Annotated in this window: 17 protein-coding genes; 5 read left to right on the forward strand and 12 right to left on the reverse strand. The window is 70.1% G+C overall.

What is annotated here, in order from left to right:
- Window positions 1-59: 59 nt before the first annotated feature.
- The 3 genes from FHU34_RS22585 to FHU34_RS22595 are packed head-to-tail and all read left to right on the forward strand — an operon-like array spanning window position 60 to window position 3,040.
- Window positions 60-1,157 carry an ABC transporter ATP-binding protein gene (locus FHU34_RS22585; RefSeq protein ID WP_167524881.1) on the forward strand — a complete coding sequence of 366 codons (1,098 nt, stop codon included), beginning with the start codon at window positions 60-62 and terminating at the stop codon, window positions 1,155-1,157.
- The gene (locus FHU34_RS22590; protein ID WP_145783771.1) at window positions 1,154-1,981 is read left to right on the forward strand and encodes an ABC transporter permease; all 828 of its coding nucleotides are present in this window, start codon (window positions 1,154-1,156) and stop codon (window positions 1,979-1,981) included. Before FHU34_RS22585 ends, FHU34_RS22590 begins: the two co-directional genes overlap by 4 nt.
- A gap of 12 nt (window positions 1,982-1,993) precedes the next feature.
- Window positions 1,994-3,040, forward strand: coding sequence for a glycosyltransferase (locus FHU34_RS22595; protein ID WP_145783773.1), 1,047 nt, complete (start codon window positions 1,994-1,996; stop codon window positions 3,038-3,040).
- Between the two features lie 183 nt (window positions 3,041-3,223).
- On the opposite strand, the gene FHU34_RS22600 is transcribed toward FHU34_RS22595, so the two are convergent.
- Both FHU34_RS22600 and FHU34_RS22605 read right to left on the reverse strand, forming a co-directional pair.
- Window positions 3,224-5,071: a DUF4082 domain-containing protein gene (locus FHU34_RS22600; RefSeq protein WP_167524882.1), complete on the reverse strand. Its 1,848-nt coding sequence runs from the start codon at window positions 5,069-5,071 to the stop codon at window positions 3,224-3,226.
- A gap of 344 nt (window positions 5,072-5,415) precedes the next feature.
- Window positions 5,416-6,282, reverse strand: coding sequence for a glycosyltransferase family 2 protein (locus FHU34_RS22605; RefSeq protein ID WP_145783777.1), 867 nt, complete (start codon window positions 6,280-6,282; stop codon window positions 5,416-5,418).
- Between the two features lie 132 nt (window positions 6,283-6,414).
- Between FHU34_RS22605 and FHU34_RS22610 the strand changes: the two genes are divergently transcribed.
- Entirely contained in the window at window positions 6,415-7,272 is an 858-nt protein-coding gene (locus tag FHU34_RS22610; protein ID WP_145783779.1) for a WecB/TagA/CpsF family glycosyltransferase, read from the forward strand.
- Window positions 7,269-8,306, forward strand: coding sequence for a glycosyltransferase family 2 protein (locus tag FHU34_RS22615; RefSeq protein WP_167524883.1), 1,038 nt, complete (start codon window positions 7,269-7,271; stop codon window positions 8,304-8,306). Before FHU34_RS22610 ends, FHU34_RS22615 begins: the two co-directional genes overlap by 4 nt.
- A 446-nt stretch (window positions 8,307-8,752) precedes the next feature.
- Here FHU34_RS22615 and FHU34_RS22620 read toward each other — a convergent pair whose 3' ends face one another.
- From FHU34_RS22620 to FHU34_RS22665, 10 genes are all read right to left on the reverse strand, one after another.
- Window positions 8,753-9,409 (reverse strand): class I SAM-dependent methyltransferase, encoded by a 657-nt coding sequence (locus FHU34_RS22620; RefSeq protein ID WP_145783783.1) that lies wholly within the window; start codon window positions 9,407-9,409, stop codon window positions 8,753-8,755.
- Window positions 9,410-9,462: 53 nt separating this feature from the next.
- Window positions 9,463-10,425 (reverse strand): glycosyltransferase family 2 protein, encoded by a 963-nt coding sequence (locus tag FHU34_RS22625; protein ID WP_425280547.1) that lies wholly within the window; start codon window positions 10,423-10,425, stop codon window positions 9,463-9,465.
- A complete protein-coding gene (locus FHU34_RS22630; RefSeq protein WP_145785751.1) occupies window positions 10,380-10,994 on the reverse strand; it encodes a glycosyltransferase in 615 nt (204 codons plus the stop codon). The genes FHU34_RS22625 and FHU34_RS22630 overlap by 46 nt, the downstream gene beginning before the upstream one ends.
- A gap of 74 nt (window positions 10,995-11,068) precedes the next feature.
- Complete coding sequence (locus FHU34_RS22635; protein WP_244311798.1) at window positions 11,069-11,551, reverse strand: UDP-N-acetylglucosamine transferase subunit ALG14; 483 nt, start codon at window positions 11,549-11,551, stop codon at window positions 11,069-11,071.
- Between the two features lie 221 nt (window positions 11,552-11,772).
- Window positions 11,773-13,035 (reverse strand): hypothetical protein, encoded by a 1,263-nt coding sequence (locus FHU34_RS22640; protein WP_145783787.1) that lies wholly within the window; start codon window positions 13,033-13,035, stop codon window positions 11,773-11,775.
- Complete coding sequence (locus tag FHU34_RS22645; RefSeq protein ID WP_145783789.1) at window positions 13,032-13,934, reverse strand: sulfotransferase domain-containing protein; 903 nt, start codon at window positions 13,932-13,934, stop codon at window positions 13,032-13,034. The genes FHU34_RS22640 and FHU34_RS22645 overlap by 4 nt, the downstream gene beginning before the upstream one ends.
- Before the next feature lie 6 nt (window positions 13,935-13,940).
- Entirely contained in the window at window positions 13,941-15,536 is a 1,596-nt protein-coding gene (locus FHU34_RS22650) for a lipopolysaccharide biosynthesis protein (RefSeq protein ID WP_145783791.1), read from the reverse strand.
- Window positions 15,533-16,882: an O-antigen ligase family protein gene (locus FHU34_RS22655; RefSeq protein WP_145783793.1), complete on the reverse strand. Its 1,350-nt coding sequence runs from the start codon at window positions 16,880-16,882 to the stop codon at window positions 15,533-15,535. The genes FHU34_RS22650 and FHU34_RS22655 overlap by 4 nt, the downstream gene beginning before the upstream one ends.
- A gap of 2 nt (window positions 16,883-16,884) precedes the next feature.
- Window positions 16,885-18,510, reverse strand: a complete 1,626-nt coding sequence (locus FHU34_RS22660) for a CpsD/CapB family tyrosine-protein kinase (RefSeq protein ID WP_145783795.1) — start codon at window positions 18,508-18,510, stop codon at window positions 16,885-16,887.
- 149 nt (window positions 18,511-18,659) lie between these two features.
- Window positions 18,660-20,603, reverse strand: coding sequence for a hypothetical protein (locus FHU34_RS22665; RefSeq protein WP_145785753.1), 1,944 nt, complete (start codon window positions 20,601-20,603; stop codon window positions 18,660-18,662).
- Window positions 20,604-20,809: the final 206 nt, after the last annotated feature.

Consider the following 20,809-nt stretch of genomic DNA (forward strand, 5'->3'; position numbering starts at 1 on the left):
AGGGCGAAGGGGCGGTTGACGGCATGTCGGCGATTTCGGAGCGAACGGTTGACGTCGGCGTGGCCGATCTCCCGTCGGCCGGGCGATCGGAAACACCTACCCCGGAGGACGGCCTCGGTCGGGCACAACGCCCCGGCGCGCACTCACCCGCCGAGGCCGAGGAGGTCCTCGTCCTGTCCGGCCTGAGCAAGGTGTACGAGCCGACGCCGCGGTGGATGCGGGTCCTGGCGCGGACGCACATCGCGTCGGACGTCATCGCGCTCGACGGCATCGACCTGACCGTTCGCGCCGGCGAGATCTGCGCGATCGTCGGCCCGAACGGCGCCGGTAAGACCACCCTGTTCCGGATAATCGTCGGTCTGACCACGGCGACCAGCGGCACGGGCACCCTCCTCGGGCTCGATGTCGAGCGAGACTCGGAGCAGATCCGCCAGGTCGTCGGCTGGATGCCCGCGGACGACCGGAGCCTGCTCATGCGGGCCACCGCCCGGGAGAACCTGCACATGCACGGCCGGTTGCAGGGCATGTCACCGCGGCTGATGGCGACCCGGATTCCCGAGGTCCTGGCGACGGTGGATCTGGAGTCGCGGATCGACACGGTCGTCGCCGGCCTGTCGGCCGGCATGAAGGCCCGGCTGAGGCTGGCACGGGCGCTGCTGTCCGGCCCTCGGGTGCTCATCCTCGACGAGCCGACCGGCGCGGTGGATCCGATCGCCGCGCACGGGCTCCTCGATCTGATCACCGATCTCGTCCAGCGTGAGCGACTCGCGGTGCTGATCTCGTCGCACCGCCTCGAAGAGATCGAGGCGCTACGTTCGCAGGCGCTGCTACTCGACAAGGGCCGGGTCAAGTACTTCGGCGACCTCGACAGCCTGCGGGAACAGTGGGAACGACCACAACTCGAACTGGTCTTCGCCTCCACCGACGCGGCCGACCAGGCGGCCGCGGGCCTGACATCGCTGGGCCTGGAGCTCACCGTCGACGGGCCCACCGTCCGGTGCTGGCTCAAGGCCCGCGATGGAGCGGGCGACGTGCTGGCCGCGCTTGGTGCCGGCACCCGGCAGGTCCGACACGTCCGCGAGATCCCGATGCCGCTGCGGGACCTCATCGCTCGCGCCTACCGGCACGACCAGACCGCAGAAGGCGGAGCGACATGAGCCTGGCCTACACCGCCCCGATCGGCCGTCGTGGCCTTTGGCGCAAGTCGCTCGACACCTGTGCGGCCTACGTCCGCATCGACCTGGTGGAAGAGCGGATGTTCCCGGCGACAACCATCCTGCGCTACGCCGCGGTGGTCTTCCCCGTGCTGCTCTACTTCTTCCAGGGCACGTTCCTGAACGCCACCGACGCGTTCGCCTTCATGCTCATCGGCGCGAGCGTCACCGCGGGCTTCCAGGACGCGCTGACCGCACTGACCAACCGGCTCCAGTTCGCGCAGGAACGCGGCACACTCGAGACCTACCTGGTGGAGCCCGTGCCGTGGGCGCTGATCCCGATCGCGATGAACATCTGGCGCAGTGTCACCGGCACCGTGATGGCGGCTTTCATGATCGCGTTCGGCAGCCTGTTGGGCGCCCAGATCGAATGGCGGTCCATCCCCCTCGCGCTGCTGGTGTTCCTGGTCGGGATAGCCGCCTGCAACGCCATCGGCACCCTCGCCGCCAGTTTCATCATCCTGTTCAAGCGCGGCGAGCCGGTCATCATGCTCTACAGCCTGGCCGCAGGCGTGCTTGGCGGCACCCTCTTCCCCATCAGCGTGCTGCCGGAGTGGATCCGCTGGGTCAGCTACCTCGTGCCGCACTCCTACGTCATCGCCGCCGAGCGGCAGCTGCTCATGGGTGATCCGCCGGCCGAGGGGTTGTCCCCGCTACTCTCGCTGGCGATCCTGACCGGGTTCAGTGTGATCATGTTCGCGATTGGTCTGACCGTCTTCGACCGCTCCCTGCGACTCGCCCGCAAGCTCGGCATCCTGAGCATCTGACGGCGGCGGACGATGGGCCTTGAGGAGCAGGCACGGCGGGCGTACCGGGCCTATCAGCAGTACCGGCAGCACGGTCCGCCCAAGATCCGGTTACGGGAGACGTCGGCCGCGGCACCGACCATCTACTACCTGGCCCGCGACTACGACAAGCCCTCCGGCGGCATCCGCACCCTCTATCGACATGTCGATGTGCTCAACGAGGCCGGGGTCGCCGCCGCGGTGCTGCACGAGCGGCGCGGCTTCCGGTGCAGTTGGTTCCCGAATCGAACCCGGGTCACCGACGTGCGGTCGAGCCCACTCGGACCCGACGATCTCCTCGTGGTTCCCGAGATCGACGCCCGGCTGCTGCCGCGGTTGCCGGCGAGGGTGCGGCACGTCGTCTTCAACCAGAGTGGGCACCTCACCTGGAACGTGGACGCGGAGTTGGTCACGCGGCACTACCTGGACAGCCCCGGTCTGCTCGGCGTCATGGTGGTCTCGGAGCACAGCCAGGACCTTCTCGAGTACGCGTTCCGCAGGCCCATCCACCGGGTCCGGTTGAGCGTCGACACCGCGCTGTTCAACCCGCCCGACCGCCCCAACGGACGGGTGATCAGTTACCTGCCGCGGCGCGGGCGGGCGGACATCGAGAACGTCCTGCACCTGCTGCGGGCACGGAACGCGCTGACCGGGTGGACCATCGACGCGGTGGACGGCGCCTCGCAGGAGGAGGTCGCCCGCCGGCTACGCGCCTCGACGATCTTCCTGAGCACCTGCTACCAGGAGGGTTTCGGGCTGCCTGCGGTCGAGGCGATGGCGTCCGGAAACTACGTCGTCGGTTTCCACGGATTCGGCGGCCGGGAGTTCTTCGATCCCGCGTTCAGCCACCCGGTGCCCACCGGCGACCTGCTCGGGCTGAGCCGCGCGCTGCAGGAATGCCTGACCCGGGAGGCCGAGCAGCCCGGCTGGTGCTGGTCGCGGGGCCTGGAGGCAGCGCGCTACGTGCGGGCTGAATATTCGGCCGAACGGGAGTGCGCCAGCATCCTGGCGTTCTTCAAGGAGGTCGGGCACCGTCCCTGACCTCGCCCGCCGCCGCCGCGACGCCCCTACAGGCCATGCTCCGCGACAAGATCCCCTACCAACCACGGCCGACAGATCAGGCACCCGTCCCCGCTTGACGAAACCCGTAGGGACACCCCCGGCCGCGGGGATTCCGGCCCCACCAGGGGTGGGGCCGGAATCCGGGTGGGTAACGTCAGGACGTCACGGTGTGATCTTGTAGATGTGGTACGCGGACTCACGGGCGAACGCATCCTGCAACGCGCCGCCGCTGATCGGCACCGTTCGGTTCTCGAACAGCACCTCTGCCCGTGCCCCCTTCATTCCGGGCGGGAGCGTCAGCTTCTGGGTGCCGGTGCCGCCGGTCCGGCCCGGCATGGCGAAGACGTAGTACGAGTTCCCGTACGCCTTGAGCATCGTGTCGAGGTTCGGGTTGAACCGCCACTCGTACGACTGCGTGTTCAGCACGGGCGCCAGGGACGTCACCCGCCGGTTCAACTCGGTCACCACCGGCCGGATCGCAGCGCCACACCGATCGCGCAGCACGTGCTGGGAGAGGCAGGCCCCACCGAAGTTGTGGTTGAAGTACTGGATGCCCCGCGCCTCGTGGATCAGCGAGTTCATCACCGCACCGGCGATCTGGTCACCGGTGATGGTCGGTGCGTCGTTCTCGGTGAACGGGTGCCCCACCTCCACGAAGGCGAAGATCGGCTGACGCTTGCCGTCGGCCCCGTCGAGGTGGCGCATCCGGTCCATGGTCCGGCCGTAGTTCGCGGCGCGTCGGCAGTTCTCCGGCCGGACACCAATGCCGGGCCCCTCGGACGGGGAGTTGCAGACGCCGGGATCGGTGTACCAGTAGATGTCGTTGGAGACCATGCTGGTGTAGCTGTTGACGAAGCGACCCGCCTCGGCGTCGGTCTCCCAGAACATGACGCCCTTGCCGTAGTTGGCGTACCGCAGCCGCCCGTCGGCGGGGAACCGCCTGAGCATCGCCTCCTGGATCGTGTATCCACAGCGGCTGTTGGCAGGTTGGCAGACCGCTCCCTGGCCGGGGTGGTTGCCGGTCCAGGCGGAGCTGCCCGGCCCGCCCCACATGTCAACCTCGTCGGACAGTGACCAGGCGACCGTCGACGGCCCGAGCTGCTGGCTGTTGCCCCCGATCACGCTCATTCCAGCGCTCTCGATGAGCCGCAGGTTGCTGTTGTCGGTCGGCGCCACGTAGGTGTTGATGCCCGCGCTCTTGTCCAGAGTGGTGTCCCGTGCCTCGATCACGCTCTCCTGCCACACCCCGATCGGGAAGAAGGCCGGGTTGGTCCAGCCCGCTGCCCGGGCGACCGGGAACGTCCCGTAATAGGCGGGGCCACCCTCCCACGCAACCCGGGGCAGGGCCAGCGGACTGGCCGTGGTGGTCGGTGTCGGACCGGGCGTCGGGGTGCGCGTCGCCGACGGGGTCGGGGTCGGCGAGGTGCTCGGGCGGGGGGAGACGCTCGGCGAGGCCGATCCACCCACGGCGGGAGCGAAGACGACATCGACCCAGTAGTTGCTGGCCTGGTAGGTCGACGTGGGGAAGCCACCGGTGCCGTACGCGTAGACACCCGCGACGCCCGAGGTGCTCAGTGGGCCGGAGGTCACCGTCCGGTTGAAGAAGTTCTGCGTCGCCCGGTACCGAGTGGTGTGGTACGAGACGACGTACACCTGGCCGGCGTCGATCCGCACCGGCGTCGGGAGCTTCACCTCCTGCCAGCCCGAGGGCGACTCGGCGGTCGAGGTCGCGGTGGCGAGCTTCTGGCCCCTCGCGGACCAGACGTTGACCGGGTGGGAGCTTCCGGAACCGTTCGCCTTGAGGATCCGGACGGCCGTCAGCGTCCCGTTGCTGCTCGAGGTGAAGCGCAGGCCGAGCTCGACGGGCTGGGTGTCGGGATCGGTCGGTACGCCGGAGACGTCGGTCCCGGCGAAGAAGGAGAAGGTTGCGGATCGGCTGGTCGCGGCGTCGGCGGCGATGACCGTTGCCGAGGCCAGGACGGCCAGGGCCGCGGCGATGGTGAAGGTCAAGCGCCCGCGACGTGGGTGGCGCCCCGGCGGCGAGGCGGGCGGGCGGGGGGCCGGAGGAACGGGAGGATGCTGGCTTTCCACGAGACTGGCACCTTTCGGGTTGGAGCTCTTATCGCCCGCCATCCCGTTTGATCGAGATGGATACGCCTCCCCAGTGCGATTGTCTGACGCGGACAGCTACCGCTGTTCCGGTCAGCCACCGCTGCCCGGGCTAACGAGGAGCAGCAACCAGTCGGGTACGGCCCTTCGTGAGACTTAATGGTTACTTGAGAATAGGCACCCCAATCGCCCGGAATGCCCCGACGGTCGTTGATCCGGCAAAAGCGGTATTCAGCCGCCGAGGACTACCGCCCGAGCTGGGGGCGCTCCCCCCGCCCCCAGCCGGAGCGCACACTCCACCCTGGAGAGCGCCGCTGCGCCTCGGCCAGCAGGATGATCACGACATAGCAGGCCGCCGCCGGCAGTAACCGGGGCGACCGGAGCAGCACGTGCCGGAGCCAGGACCAGGAGCTCGGGCCGGGCACCGGGTCGAGCGGGAGGCCGTACTCCGGCGGGGCGGACCGGACGAAACGCCAGAACTCGGCGTTGCCCTCCCGCGCACGGGCCACCCGGCGGATGAGATCGCCCGTGCGCTGCGGCGCGCGTACGCGTATCACCGCGTCGATCTCCACCTTCTCGTCCGCGCCGACCACCGCGTCGAGGAACATGTCGTCGGCCGTGATCTCGGGAATCCGGTCGAAGCGGGATCTCGCCTCGGCGGAGAGCGCGATGATCCCGCGCCCGAAGAGGCGGTTGCGAAACACCGGGAGCCTGGCGTTCATCGCGTAGTAGGCGCGGACGGGCCAGGCGCTTCCCGAGCAGTCGATCAGTGGCCGGGGCACCGCCGCGACGACCCCGGGCTGGCTCACGGCGGCGGCGAGCTGGCGCAACACTTCGGCCGTGACGGGCACATCAGCGTCCACATAAATTCGAACGTCGCCGTTCGATGCCTGGTCAGCGGCGTTCATCGCGGCAGCTTTGGACGGTGTGGAGATTTCCAAAACGTGTACACCAAAAGAACGAGCGACTGCGGCAGTGTCGTCGGTACATCCGTTTGCGGCGACGATAACCTCCATATCGGCGCCGAATTCAGGAGATTCGAGCAGGCGCCGAAGGACACCACGGATCCCGGCCGCTTCATTGAACGCGGGCATGATGACACTGATTTGCACGCATCGATGCTGCCAGTCGGGAGGCAAACCAACAACCGGTCGAATGGCCGAGTGCCTTCTCACGCGGAAGCCCGCAGATGCTGCCCGTTTGATGCCTTGCCTCTGCGCGCAGCCTCGGTAGATTGCTGTCCCATGCCCTCCTATGTGCACGGTTCTCGTGTCGGAAGCCGGGTCAACGTCTACGGGGTCGACTTCGACCCGCTACAAGAGAAAGACGTGATTCAGCATGTCGTCACCGAACTTGCCGCAGGACGGGGCGGACAGATCGTAACCCCCAATGTGGACATCCTTCGACTTACTCGTCGAGATCGGGAATCACGGGCGCACGTCGAATCAGCGAGCCTGGTCGTTGCCGACGGCAAACCGCTGGTCTGGGCCAGTCACATTGCCGGACGTCCACTGCCGGCCCGAGTTCCAGGCTCGGACCTGATCTGGAGCCTGTCGGCCGCACTGGCCGAGCACGACCGCTCGGTCTATCTGATGGGCGGCGCACCGAGCACCCCGAGCCGCGCAGGACAGGTCATGAGGTCCCGGATCCCGCGGTTGCGGATCGCTGGCCACCTCAGCCCGCCGTTCGGCTTCGACGCCCACCCGGACCAGCTCGATGCGGCCTGCGCCACCGTGGCCGCGGCCCAGCCGGACCTGGTCTTTGTCGGGCTCGGCTTCCCCAAGCAGGAACGCGTGATCGCCCGGCTCCGCCCCCTGTTGCCCCGCGCCTGGTTCCTGGGCTGCGGGGCGGCCATCGGCTTCGTGGCGGGCGTGCAGCGACGGGCTCCGCAGTGGATGCAGCTGTCCGGGCTGGAGTGGGCGCATCGGCTGGCCAGCGAGCCCGCACGGCTGATGCGGCGGTACCTCGTACACGATCTTCCGTTCGCGCTGGAGCTGATGGCGGTGAGCGCCCGTCAGCGGCTGCGCCTGCGGCCGGAGGCCCTCGCGGATCGGGCCGCGGCCGCGCCGGACGGGCCGGTCCAGACCGGGGGGCAGCATTGAGTCGGCCCGACGTCTCGGTCGTCGTCGTCTCGTACAACACGCGCGACCTGACCCTGCGCTGCCTGCGGGAGCTCATCGACAGCCGCACCCCGGACGTCCGGTTCGACATCACAGTGGTCGACAACGCCTCGCTCGACGACTCCGCCGACGCAATCGCCGAACGCTTCCCCGAGGTGCGGCTGATCCGACTGACCGAGAACGTGGGCTGGGGCCGTGGCGTCAACCGGGGCGCAGTCGCCAGCGACGGGGAGTATCTTCTGCTGCTCAACCCGGACACCGTTCCGGTCGGCCACCCGGTTACCGACCTGCTCACGTTCGCCCGGCGCCAGCCCGAGCACCGCGTCTACACCGGGCGGACGTTGCACGCCGACGGCACGGACGACGGGTATTCCTGCTGGGGGCTACCGAGCCTGTGGAGCCACTTCACCTTCGCCACCGGCCTGTCGACCGCCTTCTCCCGCTACCAGTGGGCCAATCCGGAGGGCCTGCCCCGGTACGACCGGCAGTCGGTGTGCGAGGTACCGGCGGTCTCCGGCTGCCTCATGCTCATCGAGCGTGACCTGTTCTGCCAGCTTGGCGGCTTCGATCCGCAGTTCTTCCTGTACAGCGACGACATCGACCTGGCGGCTCGGGCCGCCGCCCTCGGCGCTCGGCCGATCCTCAACCCGGACGTCGCCGTGATCCATGTCGGTGGTGCCTCGTCGAGTTCTGAGGGGCAGCGGGTGAAGATCCTTCGGGGCAAGGCCACCTACGTTCGCCGCCACTGGTCACCGCCACGGGCTCGACTCGGCATCGGCCTACTGGCCGCCGGTGTCGGCCTGCGGGCCGTCGGCACGGCACTGCTCACCTCGGAGCGGTCCCGTGGCGTCGACTGGATCTCTGTTTGGCGGCAACGCCGGGTCTGGTCGGCCGGCTGGCCGCAGATCAACGAGCCCCGGCCGCCGCAGGACCCCAGCGAGGTGCCACCACCGTCGACGGCGCCACCTCCGCCGGCGGACCGAGCCGGCGCAGTAGGCCGAACATCAGGTGGATAACCGTCTCGCATTTCCCGTACGGCCCTGTCGCACACGCCCGTGGCATCCCTTTCGGATAACAGCGGCGGCTCCGTCGGCACGTGCACAAACTGGAATGACGGCGCTCCCGGTGCTGGTCAGGATCGTCGCATCCATGGCCGCCGACCACCTCTGGACGCACAACGGTCCAACCAGTGAGATTGGATTGCACAATCGGCCACAACCCGATTCTCGTCGAAAGACGACGTGCGGCAGACGCTCGACCAGGGCCCACTCCGTCAGCGTGATGTCCGTTGATTCGATCTAGAGTCACATTGCCGACAATGGGCCGGGCACCGGCCACCGAGGACGGTTCGGCAGAGGCGACGGCATAACGGCCGGCGACGCGTTCGACAGCGACCCGGAAACCCGCACCATGCCGATTGCACACCTCTTCACCGCGATGCCGACGACCCGACGATCGTCGCTCACTGGCGTCGGATCGCGATGATCGACTTGGTCAGGCCCAGCAGACGCTCGTTGCGGATGACGGCGTCCGGAAACAGGTACCGGAGTTCGGTGCGACCGATCAACTCGGTCGTCAGGACCTGCCGAATGGCCGCCGCGTAGGACTTGCCCGGAGAATAGGCGAGCGGCCACCTGCGCGCCATCACCACCCGTGCCGACACCGGCAGGAACTGCATTCCCGGCGCCACCCAGTGTGGCTCGACCGGGAAGTAGCGGTACGGCGTCTGCACCCAGTACGCACGCCCCAACCCACGGATCGCCTCCGCCATCCGGCGACGACGCTCGTGGCCACCGACGTGCTCCAGGACGCTGTTGCTGAAGACGAGGTCGTAGTCGCGGCTGAGGATGCTCTTGGGCAGCTCGCAGGCATCGGCCTGGTCAGCCTCGGCCCAGTCGGGCAGATCCGTCGGCAGCGGCTCCAGGTTGACCACGTGCACGTGTGCCGGTCGGACGGCGACGTGTGCCCAACTCTCCACCCGACCACCCAGGTCGAGGACGGTCATGTCCGCCAGGCTCGGGAAAGTGTCCGACAGCCAGGCCGCGCGCAGCGCCCGCCGTTTCGCGCCCAGTGAGGTCGGTGAGTCGACGAGACGGAACCTGAGCGCGTGGAGTCCCATGGGTGCCTGTCCTCCGGTCTGCTGAAGCGTCGATGTCGCAGGAATTGCCTCGGTCAGAGGCCCCGGCCCCGCCGGTGCAGCGTGCGCAGCACCGTGTCGGCGCGGAGCATCCTCCCGGCCACCGCGAGCGCGAGGTACGCGCGCGGCTCGCGCGGGTTGCGCCGCAGGGCGTGCCGAGCCCAGCGCATCGCCACCCGCCGGTCGCCGGAAGCGGCGTGGGCGAAGGCGATCTGTCCCGAGACCCGCGCCGCGCCGGCCGGTTGGGTCCCGAACTCGGGGTAGCGCTCCAAGAGCCACTGCAACGCCTCCGAGATGGTGTCCCAGCGCTGCGCGAAGTAGGAACGCCTGTGCCAGCGCACCAGCACGTACGGCGTGCACAGGTTGACCAGCGGCGCGTTGCGTGCCGCGCGGAGCAGAAACTCGTAGTCCTCCGCGTAGCCACCAGGTATCTCTTCGTCGACCAGTCCGAACCCGGCGCGCAGCGCGGCGGCGCGCATCAGGAACGTCGACGGGTGCAGCTCCGTCATCCGGTCCCGCAGCAGATCAGCGAGGGTGACCGAGTCGCGGGCCAGCACCCGGTCGACGGTGTTCCCGTCGTAGCTGACCCGGATGCCGCAGCTGACCAACTGCGCGTCGGGGGCAGCGGCGAGCGCGTCGACCTGGGCCCGTAGCTTGCCGGGCAACCACTCGTCGTCGTCGTCGCAGAACGCGACGAACTCCCCGACGGCGGCGAGGGCCCCGGAGTTGCGCGCGCCGGCCAGGCCCGGGGTCCGCTCGTTGGGGATCACCCGGACCTGACGGTCCAGGCGAGACAGCTGCGTCAGCGACTGATCCGGTGCCGACTGGTCGTGGACCACCACCACCTCGACGGGGCCCGGGTAGTCCTGGTCGAGGATGGCGCGCACCGCGGCCCGGACCAGCTCCGGACGGTCCCGGGTGGGCACGACCGCGCTCACCCGCGGGTGTCCGGTCATCGCCGCTCCCCGTGCCGGTCCGGTAGCAACCACGACCACCATCTCGCGCGCTGCCGCTGGCTGACCGACGCGACCACCAAGTCCTCCACGATTCGCCCGACCTGCTCGACCGCCGCCCGGCGTGTCGTGGCCGCGTCCGGATCCGCCGCGACGGTGAACCGGAAGGGGTCGGCGAGCCCCGCGGTGAGCGCCCCGACCACCGCCTCCCGGGTCTCGGCCAGCGCCACCATGCCGGCTGCGCCCAGGCGACGGGCGAAGAGCAGCTGGTGGTCGTCGACGTGCTCGCCCCGGGCCGGGTCCCGGGGGGTGACGATCGGCAGGTGCCCCTGCCTGCGTGCCTCCAGAATGGTGGCGGGCCCGGCGTGGCAGACCACCAGGTCGGCCTCGGCCATCGCGGCCTGGAGTTCACGGTGGCCGAGGAAGGTCACCGCCCCGGGGACCGCGGGTGCCCGGGTGTGTCCGTGCTGGACGGTCAGCCCGACGTCCTCGTCCACGCCGCGGTGCCAGTCCTCCAGCCAGCGGATCAGGCGGTCGAAGGGGTGCGTGTCGGTGCCGACGGCGACCAGCACCCGGGCCCGGGCGAGATCGCCGGAGCGTCGCGGTCGGGACAACCCGGCGCTCGGTGCCGGTCGGGGTCGACCCGCGGTGACCCGGTGCGCGGGGACGTTGCCGGTGTTCTCGGCGCTCACAACAGGGTCCCCACGACGGTGGCCTCCGGGTACTGCCGCCGCTGCTCATCCCACTGCACGAGCATCGCGGAGAGAAACGGTCGGCAGAGTCGGGCGGTCACGGTCGCGGTGTCGATGCGGTCGTACACCTCGATGTAGACGGTGGGTACGCGCCAGAGCCGGGCCAGCAGCACGAACGGAACGGCCACTCCAGCTCCGGTGGTAACCACCGCGGCGACCCGGCGCGACCGCAGCACCCGCCAGGCGAGGACGGTGTTGCGCAGCAGGTTCGGCACGTTGCGGGTGGTCGGATGGTGCGCCGCGACCACCTCCTCGCCGACGAGCTGCGAAACCGCCTCGGGTGTGTCGAAGGTGATCCAGCAACGCCGCCAGCTTTCGTACCACGGACGCAGGGCGAGCAATTGGGCCAGGTGGCCGCCACTGGAGCCCACCAGGAGAAGGACCCCAGGATCGTTGGCATTCTCGATTGTCGTGTCCACGCGACTCCCCACACGTGCGCTTGGATTTTCGGTGGCAGCCATGCACCAGCAGATCACACGTCCCCGGGCGGTGAACAGAGCGATCGACGGACATATGGATCCGCAGGTGGGAGCACCGGGCAGTCGAACACGATCAGCCCCATCAATGATCACCATGGCGTGGAATTTCTTTCTCATCGTCGAAATCGATGATGGATAGGACATTTACCAATCTCGAAGGATCAGTCGCTGGTTCGTTTCTCGATGACGTCCAGCAGGGCGGGGTGCAGCGCGGCATTCCAGCCCGCGCCGGCATCGGCGAGCCGCCAGGCGCGCAGCCACATCTCCAGCAGGTAGGCGTCCGCCACCAACCTGCGGGCCGCCGGCCCGAGCCCCAGCTCCGCGCCGTACCGGTCGAGATGGGCGTCGACGGCCAGGGCCGCCGCGGCGGCTGGCGCGTCCCGGAGTACCAGGGCCCGCTGAAACGCGTCGTGGGCCAGATCGAAGCCGAGCGGAACGCCCGGCCCACTGTGCTCCCAGTCCCAGGCCACGAGGCGGCCGGCGTGCACGCCCAGGTTCCAGGGCACCCAGTCGCCGTGCCAGTGCCCGAACTCAACGGCCGTGCCGCCGTGCCGACGCGCCAACGCGGCGACGGCGGCGACCGCCCGGGCGCCATCCGGTGCGCTGGCAGCGGCGCGCTCCGCCTCAGCGGTGAGCCGAACCAGGAACGGCGACCCGGCCAGTTGCCGCGGTGGCTCCGGAGGACTGCCGCGACGGGCGACCGCCAACAACGCGGCGATTCGCGGAGGTGCGTCGGCCACCACCCCCCGCACGGCCGGCGGCAACGGCTCGACCAGCGCGACCAGCTGCCCGCTGGCGGCCGTCTCGACGAGCAGTCGGGGTGCCGCCGGGTGGTCCGGTGTTCGGGTCGCCGTGGTCAGGTCGCGCAGGGCCGCCGCCTCGGCCGTCACCAGTGCCCGGGTGGCACCGTTCCAACCGATCTTCGCGTACCCGAGGGCGCGGCCGTCGGGCGCGAACAGTTGCAGAGTCGGCTTGTGGTTCGGGTCCGGCGGGCGCACCCCGCAGGCCGCGTAGACCCCGGCCCCACCGAGCGCGGTGCCCAACTGCCCGGCCAGCAGCACCTCGTCGGCCGCGACCTCGTCGGGTAGCGACACGGTGAGTCGGGGAAACGGGGCCAGGTCCATCGCGCCGACCCGGGCCAGCACCCCCAGCACGGCCCGCACCACCCGCACTCTCCACGGGCGCAACGCGTTGTACGCCAGCAGCGACGCGGCCGTGGCGCGCGGCGCGCCGAGCGGCAGCAGGAACCGTGCCCGAGCCAGCGACGGGACGACCGCGTACCGGGCGGCGGCGCGGTGCCCGGGCGGTGGTGGACCACTCACGGTGAGGGCGATGCGCTCGTCACCGAACACCGCCCGGGTGACCCAGCCCAGTCCGTCACCACGAAAACGAGGATCGCCGGAGACCGCGGCCCCGGCCGTCACGGTGCCCGCTCCGACCAGTCGAGGTCCAACCCCAGCCGCTGCCGTAGCGCCGCGTTGTGCGGTCGGTAGTACTCGGTCAGCTCCGCCCGCACCTGCGCCTCCAGCGGCACCGACCGGCGATCGTTGTAGACCTTGAAGGCGGGCAGGTCGTGCGGGGGCAACCCCAGGAACTCCACCGTTCTGCGGTAGGTGCCGCGGGCGTCGCGGTAGAGGTCCTCGCTGGGAAGGACCAGGATCCGCTCGCGGTCGAACCGGCCCAGCCACGGCTCCAGGTGCTCCAGGTAGCGCCCCCGCGCACGGTAGGTGTACCAGTCGAAGGGCTCGCTGAAGGACTCCGGCTCGGCGATCAGTCGCTCCCGCTCCCCCGCCGTCCGCTCCTGCTCAGCGGCCAGCGCGTCGGCGAAGTCCAGCGGCTCGACGCCGTGCGTCCGCCGTTCCTTCCAGTGCGAGTACGCCCGCTCCACCGGGTCGCGCAGCAGCACGATCAGCCGCACCGTCGGCATCAGCGCGGCGACCCGCTGCGCGGCGAGAGGGTGGAACATGTAGAGCGGAGCGGCCTCACCAACCCGCACCGGGCCACCGTGCCGGCGCTGCAGCGTCGCCCGCTGCCGGGACGTCGGGAAGTGCGAGCGGTACCAGGCCTCGCCCCGGTGCCAGTTCTGCTCGAAGTAGTGCGAGGCCTTGGTGTTCCAGGCGGGGAAGAGGCGGGGCACCAGCGGGTGCTGGATCAGGTAGTTCCACAGTGAGGTGGTGCCGCCCCGCTTGGTGCCGATGATGAGGAAGTCCGGCAACGGCCGTCGACCGCTGGTGCGGACGCCGTAGCCGACCAGGGAGTCCTTCACCCGGTTGGTCACCTGGCTCGGCACGATCTGCTTCACCCGGTCGCGGATGGACGACACCGCTGCTCACCTGCCCTTCGGCGACGTGGAGGTGGCACCGGCTGCTGCCGATTCCGCCTCGATGTCGCCACGGAGTTGCCTCATCGTCACCCGGATGAACCGTCGCACGTCGGGCATAGTCGACAAGCCGACGCAGCCGGCCGCCAGCACGCCCAACGCCACCACCAGGCCAGGAAGCCCTCGGCCACCCACGATCACGCCGGCCAGAGCCGCCGCTGAAACGCCGACCACCACCCCGGCCGCCGCGCGCAACAGCGCCGCATCGACCAGCGGCTGACCCAGCACCGCCCGAGCGCAGCCGAACGCGGTCAGGTTCTCGATGGCGATACCGGCCGCCCAGGCGACGGCCGCGCCGGTCACGCCGTGCCCCGGGATCAGCCACAGCCCAAGGGAGACGGTGACCAGCAGCCCGGTCACCGTCGTGGTCAGGTGCAGGCCGCTGCGACCGCCCATCAGCAGCAGGCTCTGCACGTTTCCCAGACCGGTGTTGACCAGCATGGCCAGGGCGAGCACGGTCACGGCGGCGGCGCCGGAGGTGAACTCGGGCCCGAAGATCTCGAGGAACCCCAGCCCGAACACCGCAAGCAGCAGGTAGACCGGCCACGACAGCATCAGCACCCAGACGGTCAGTTGCCGGTGCACCGCCGCGGCGGCGGCCCGCTCGCTGCGCCCCAGCAGCCGGGACAACTGCGGCGACACCGCGACCCGCAGCCCATGCATGGCCAACTGTCCGGCCAGGATGTAGCGACCGACCGCGCCGAAGACGCCAGCGTCGGCCGGCCCGGCAAGCATCGAGGTGAGCAGGACGCCCACCCAGACGGCGCTGGCATCGATCGCGGCGGACGCGGCGCGGGGCAGCGCGAACCTCCAGAACGCCGACCAGTCGGCCCGCTCCGGTCGCAGCGCCGCACCCCGGCGGACGCCGAGCGGACCCACCACCAACGCCAGGCAGACCAGAACGGCGAACACGGCCGGGAGCAGCCAACCGGTCAGACCGACCAGCACTCCACCGCCGGCAACGGCCGCCAGCCCGACCAGCACCGGTCGGGCGAGCGGCACCAGGACGGACTGCACGCCGACGTACGCCCGAATCGGTCGGACGCAGCGCACCACGGCGAGCAGGAGTGTCATCGCCACCACCAACGGCACCGCCGCGAAGCTGACCGCGATCAGGGACGTACCGCCCTCGCCCGTGTTCAACAGGCGGGGACCGAGCGCACCTGCCGCGACAACCCCGACCAGGCCGACGACGACCGCGGCCACGAGCGGCGGCAGGAGAGCCACCGGGAGCACCCGGGCGGCGTCGCCCCGCCCGCCGAGACGCCGGCGCGGCAGCAGCCAGATCAGGGCGGTCTCCGCACCCAGGGTGCAGACAGCGGCGGTGACCGTGACGATGCCGACAGCGGTGAAGAACGCCCCCGAGCCGACCGTGCCGTAGCCACGGGTGATGACGACCACCAGCAGAAAGCCGAAGAGACCGTTGGCGGCGGCACCGGCCAGACCCGCGAGACCCGTACGGACGCCGCGCCGCGCTGCGGCCGTAGCGTCGACCGAGGGCTCGTCGGGGCCGGAGTCGACGGCCGAGTGAGTGCCGGCGGTCATCCCGCGACGGCCCTTCGCGGGCGAGTGGGGTGCGCCTGGTCGGGGTGCCGAGGGCCCGCTTCCCGCTCGGCGAGCGCCATCGCGACGGCGACCCCGAAGAAGGCGATCGTGATGGTGGGGTCGGCCATGCCGTAGAACGGGATCTGCACCAGGCAGATCACCGGGACCACCGCCAGCCACTGCCCGGGCGCCGAGCGGGCCCGCGCGCTCTTCAGCACAACGATCGCGAACCAGGCGAGGAAGCAGAGCAACGCCGGTATGCCGTGGCTGAACATCACCATCCAGAGCTGCCCCTGGGTGCCGACGGGCACCTGCGCCGTGACCGTGTCCACGGTGACGGGCGCGCCGTAACCGAGCCACGGTGCGGCCCCGATCCGGCGGACGACCTCGACGTAGAGGGAGAGTCGGTCGCTGTTCGTGTCGCTCGACTGGACCCGCTTGTTGATCAACTCGCCGACCGGGATCAACAGAGCAGTGAGCCCGCCGATGACCAGGACCCCGACGACGGAGGCGCCCACCCGGACGTTTCCCCGCAGCGCGGCCCGCACGCCGAGCACGCCCAGGCCGACGCCGAGACTCACGAACATGACCCGGTTCAGGGTGAGGAAGGCCGGTGCAAGCGACAGCGGCAGCGACACGAGCAGCGCCCAACGGAGGAAACCCCGGCGGCGCAACATGGTGTACGCCACGACGCAGGGCAACGTCATCGCGTACGCGCTGCCGTAGTTGTTGGTGTACGGAAACGGCGCCGTCGGACGGTAGATCGGGTTGGGCGACAGTTCGCTGTACTCGGCGGCCCTGATGTGGACCAGATCCTGCGTGTACGGGTGGTCGGCCAGGCCGGCAGGCAGCACCATCTCCATCGGGGTGGTCAGCGCGAATCGCGGCGCCAGCACACCAAGCCAACCCAGCAGCACCAGGCCGAACCAGAACGCGCAGATCGGCACGAGCGCCGCCGCCGGATCGGCTCGCTCCCTGGCATACACGTACACGTACCCGCCGACCACGAGGGCGGTGACGTAGTAGCCCAGCCGCAGACCGAAGGGGAGCAGCGAGATCGGCGAGGGTAGTTGGGTGGCGCTCAGGAGCACCAGGGCCAGAAACAGCAGCCAGACGCCGGTGGCCGGAGGCAGCGGCACCCGCCCCCGGACGATCAGCAACGCCAGCAGCACTGCGCCGCACAGCGGCCAGACCAGGTAGAACGCGCCGGCCAACCACCACACCGGGACCAGACCGAACATGATCAGCAGCGGCCAACGGGGCAGCCGCGGTGGCGGCGGCGCCGCGACGGCCGAGGGGCCCTCCCCCTCCGGCTCGCTGGCCGCCAGGGCGAGGGTGACAGACACCCTCAGCCCCGTCCGCTGCCGGTGAGCACGAAACCCAGGGGGGTGACCCCGGCCGCACGAAGCCGCTCCACGAGCCGGCGCAGGTCGCTGTGCCGGGTCCTGTCCTGTTCGACCAGGATGACCGCGCTGCCCTGGCGGGCCACCGCGACGCCACGCTCGTCGGCCTCCGAGGGTGGCGCGTTGAAGAGCACGACCCCGGTGGTGACGCGCTGCCGCCACGTGCCGAAACGCACCCCGCCGGCACCCACGGGCACCTCGCCCGCCTTGGTCGCGGCCGCACCCGGGCCGTTCGCCGTCGCGTCCAAAGTCGTTCGCGGCAGGGTCAGGGTGGCGTCCGGGTCCTTCGACGGGCGGCTGCCGACCGGGTAGGGCGACGGGCGGCGGGTGGGGACCTGGCCGATGATGCCATTGCCGCTGACCGCATCGGTGCCTCGGGGCTTCGGGACGAGGGGACGGGCCGGGTTGAGCGCCGCGGGCAGTTGGGCCCGGTCCGCCAGCACCGCGGCACGCAGCCTCTCCAGTCGGCCGCTGTCGTCGGCCACGTAGACATCCCGGCCGGGCGCGGCGAGCGCGACCGCCAGGGAGGCGGTGATGGTGCTCGGGTCCTCACGTGTGGTCAGCAACGCCACCCGGGCCGGCTCGCGAACCCGCTCGGCGATCGCCATCGCCACGTACCGGATGTCGGCGTCCATCACCTTCCGTCGGCCGCCGAACAGGCCGCCGGCGAACAGGCCGCCGCGCACAGTGCCGAGCAGCGGCAGGCCGGTGACGTCACGTCCGTCGTGGACCGATCGGACCCGACGGTCCGCGGACTCCCAGGCGAACGCCAGCACCACGCCCAGCAGCGCGCCGCCGAGCAGCCCGGCCAGCACGTAGAGCAGGGTGTGCCGGCCGGAGGAGACCAGAACATTTTCCGCGCTCTGTGTGATCCAACCCGGATTGACATCGACCGCCGCGATCTCTGTCCGCGCCGACCTCAACTGGGTGAGCTGACTGTTGGTGCCGCCCAGTTCGGCAATGGCGGCGTCCAGCGCACCATCCCGCGCGCTGACGATTCGCCGCTGCAGAATCTCCCGCTGTTTGTCCACCTCCACGATGCTCTCGTCGTAGCGCTTCAGCATCTCGGCCCGCTGCTTCTCGTACATCGTCCGGCGTACGTCGAGGTAGGTCTGCGCGGCGAGGTTGACGTTGCGTACCGCGTCGTCGGCCGAGCGACCGGTGTACGAGAAGCGGAGGATCTGCCCGCCGGTGGGCACCTCCACCTCAAGGGCGTCGCGCACCTCGCGCTGGTCCCGGCCCTCGGCCGCGAGCCGTTGCACGACCTCCGTCCCGGTGGCGATGCCGCTCTCCACGTTCATGTTCACCGCCCGGTCGGCGGCGGCGCCGCTGGGGGTGAACGCGTCGGTGACGACCGGGCGTACCGCCACCACGGCGCTCGCGGTGACCGCGCTGGGCATCAGGACGACGTACCCGAGGACGGCGAGGAGGCCGACGGCGGCGACCGCCCCCACCAGACGGATCCGGTGCAGCGGGACGCGGAGCAGATCCGTCAGGGTGACCGTGCGGGCCGACGTGCCCCCACCGCCGAGGGTGCCGGCGGACCAGGTACCGGGAGGTACATCAACCATGAAACTTCACCGTCTGTCGTGGGTTGCCTGGACGTGTCGACACCTGCGACAGGCGTGGCACATCCCCTCGAAACGCTTCGGGCCAGCGATCTGGTCCGCCGCCGACCGGATCGTCATCTGTCGATTTTCGGTGACAGTGGAGGTCGCTGTCACTGCACGGAGAAGAAGATCCGGGGCGTGGACCAGGTCAGGGCCCCGCTCGCCGGTGCGATCACCGTGCTGGCCGCGCCGTTGACCGCCAGGTCGGCCGTGGGATCGAACGGCACGCTGCGCAGCGTTCCGTCGCTACCGCCGTACACGATCCGGCCGCCGACCCAGGCCATGCCGCGCACCGACGACCAGGTGACACCCGTGGTCTGCAGGCTGAACTCGGTGGCGCCCAGGTAGTTACCGTCGATCTCGAAGTAGCGGTAGTAGAGCGCGTTGGCACCGCTGCGGGTGTAGTACAACCGGCCACCGAGGTAGAACGCGCCGGTCATGCCCGCGGCGTTGAACCAGTCGTTGAACCCCGACGACTCCCAGGGGACGCCGATGGCACCGCCGTTGAACATCGAGACGTCGATCCGGCTGCCGGTGGGGGCACCGGCCACGGTGTGCGCCCAGTAGATGCGGTCGCTCACCCGCCAGGTCGCACCGGCACTCGTGTAGTTGGGTTGGCTGACGGTGGTGGGGGCACCGACACTCGCGCCGTTGAACGACGCCTTGGCCAGCTGGCCTTCGCCGGTGCCGAGGTAGAGGTTGCCGGTGGTCGCGGTCGGCGGCGTCTTCGGGACCACGGTCCGGCCACCGTCGAGCGGAAACATGCCGAGCCGGCCGTGGTACTCGCTGCCCATTCCGTCGGAGTTGTGCCCGAAGTAGAGCCCGTCGCTGCCTCGCCAGAGCACGGGGACCTGCGAACCCCAGGTGCTTGTGCCCTCCGGCATGGACGCGCTGCCGCGGCGGCCGGGATTCCAGGCCACCGGCAGGCCGGTCGCCGGAGTGACGGCGGCGATGCCGAGGCGGTCGATCGCGCCGTCGCCCGCCGCGTCGGTGGCGTTCGGGTTGTTCAGCCAGCGGAAGTGCCCGCCCAGGTAGATGACATTGTCGGCCACCTCGACGGAGGTGATGGTGTCGTTGCCGGTGTAGTCGACCCAGGTGCCGAGCTGACCCCCACCCCGGTTCGCGGTCTCGAAGCGGATCAGCGCGTCACAGTACGCCGCCGGCCAACCGGCACCGCCGTTGGTGCCGACGACGAACCAACTGCCGTCCGCGCCGAACTTCACATCCTGGACGTAGTGCACGAAGGTCGCGGGCGCCGCGCACGGCGCGACGAATTTCTCGGTGCTCCAGTCCAGCAGCGTCGGCGTGCCCGAGAGATCGATCATCGCCATCTGGTTCCGGGGCAGTCCGTTCACGACTGTGAAGTTGCCGGCGGCGATCATGGTCTGCCCGTTCGGCGTGACATCGATCGTCCAGCCGTACGAGCCGGTGCCGTGCCTTCCGACCGTGGCGTTGATGGTGAACGTCGGGTCGATCGCACCGGTGGTGGCGTTGAGTCGACCCAGCCCGGAGTGCGCGGCGCCGTTCAACCAGTTGAAAGCGCCCGCGACGTAGAGCCAGTTGCCGCGCAGCACCATGTCCCGGATCATGCCGCCGTCCGAACGACCGACCCAACTGTCGATGGTCGCCCCGGTCGTCGGATCCAGGGCGACCAGGTTCTTCCGGGAGACACCGTTGACCGTCTTGAACCCGCCGCCGACGATGAGCGTGCCGTTCGGGCCGGCGAGCAGGGTGTTGACCGGGCCGTCGAGGGCCGGCAGGAACGTGGTCGAAATGGTTCCGCTAACCCGGTCGTACGCGAACAGGTAGCTCTGGTTGACCCACGCCGTGGCGGCGGTCTGCCGAATCTGGGTGAAGCTGCCCCCCACGTACACCCGCGAGCCGACCTGCGCGAAGGCGCGGCTCTCGCCATCGCGGCCGTGCGGTGTGACGTCGGCGGGATTCGTCGACACCAGGGTCGCCGTCTCGGGGGCCGGCACCACCACGGCCGAGGCGGCAGAGGGGATCGTCAACAGCGCGGCTACGGTCACCAGACCGACTGCCGCCGCGCGGATACGACATCGTGCAGATCGCCGAGAGGGCCTGACTGTGGGCACGCTGCGCCTCCAGGTTGGACGAGAACCCACGTAGCGTGCCCCCTCGGTCACCGTTGGCGATATCCGCCGATTGGGCGGTCACTGGCACGGACGCGGCGGCGGCGGCCGTTTCGCTGTCGGGTGTCAGACACCGCGGGTGAGCCGTGCCCGGGTGGCGATGCGAC

Origin of the sequence: Micromonospora taraxaci (genome assembly GCF_007830095.1) — a bacterium.
Classification (GTDB): Bacteria; Actinomycetota; Actinomycetes; order Mycobacteriales; family Micromonosporaceae; genus Micromonospora; species Micromonospora taraxaci.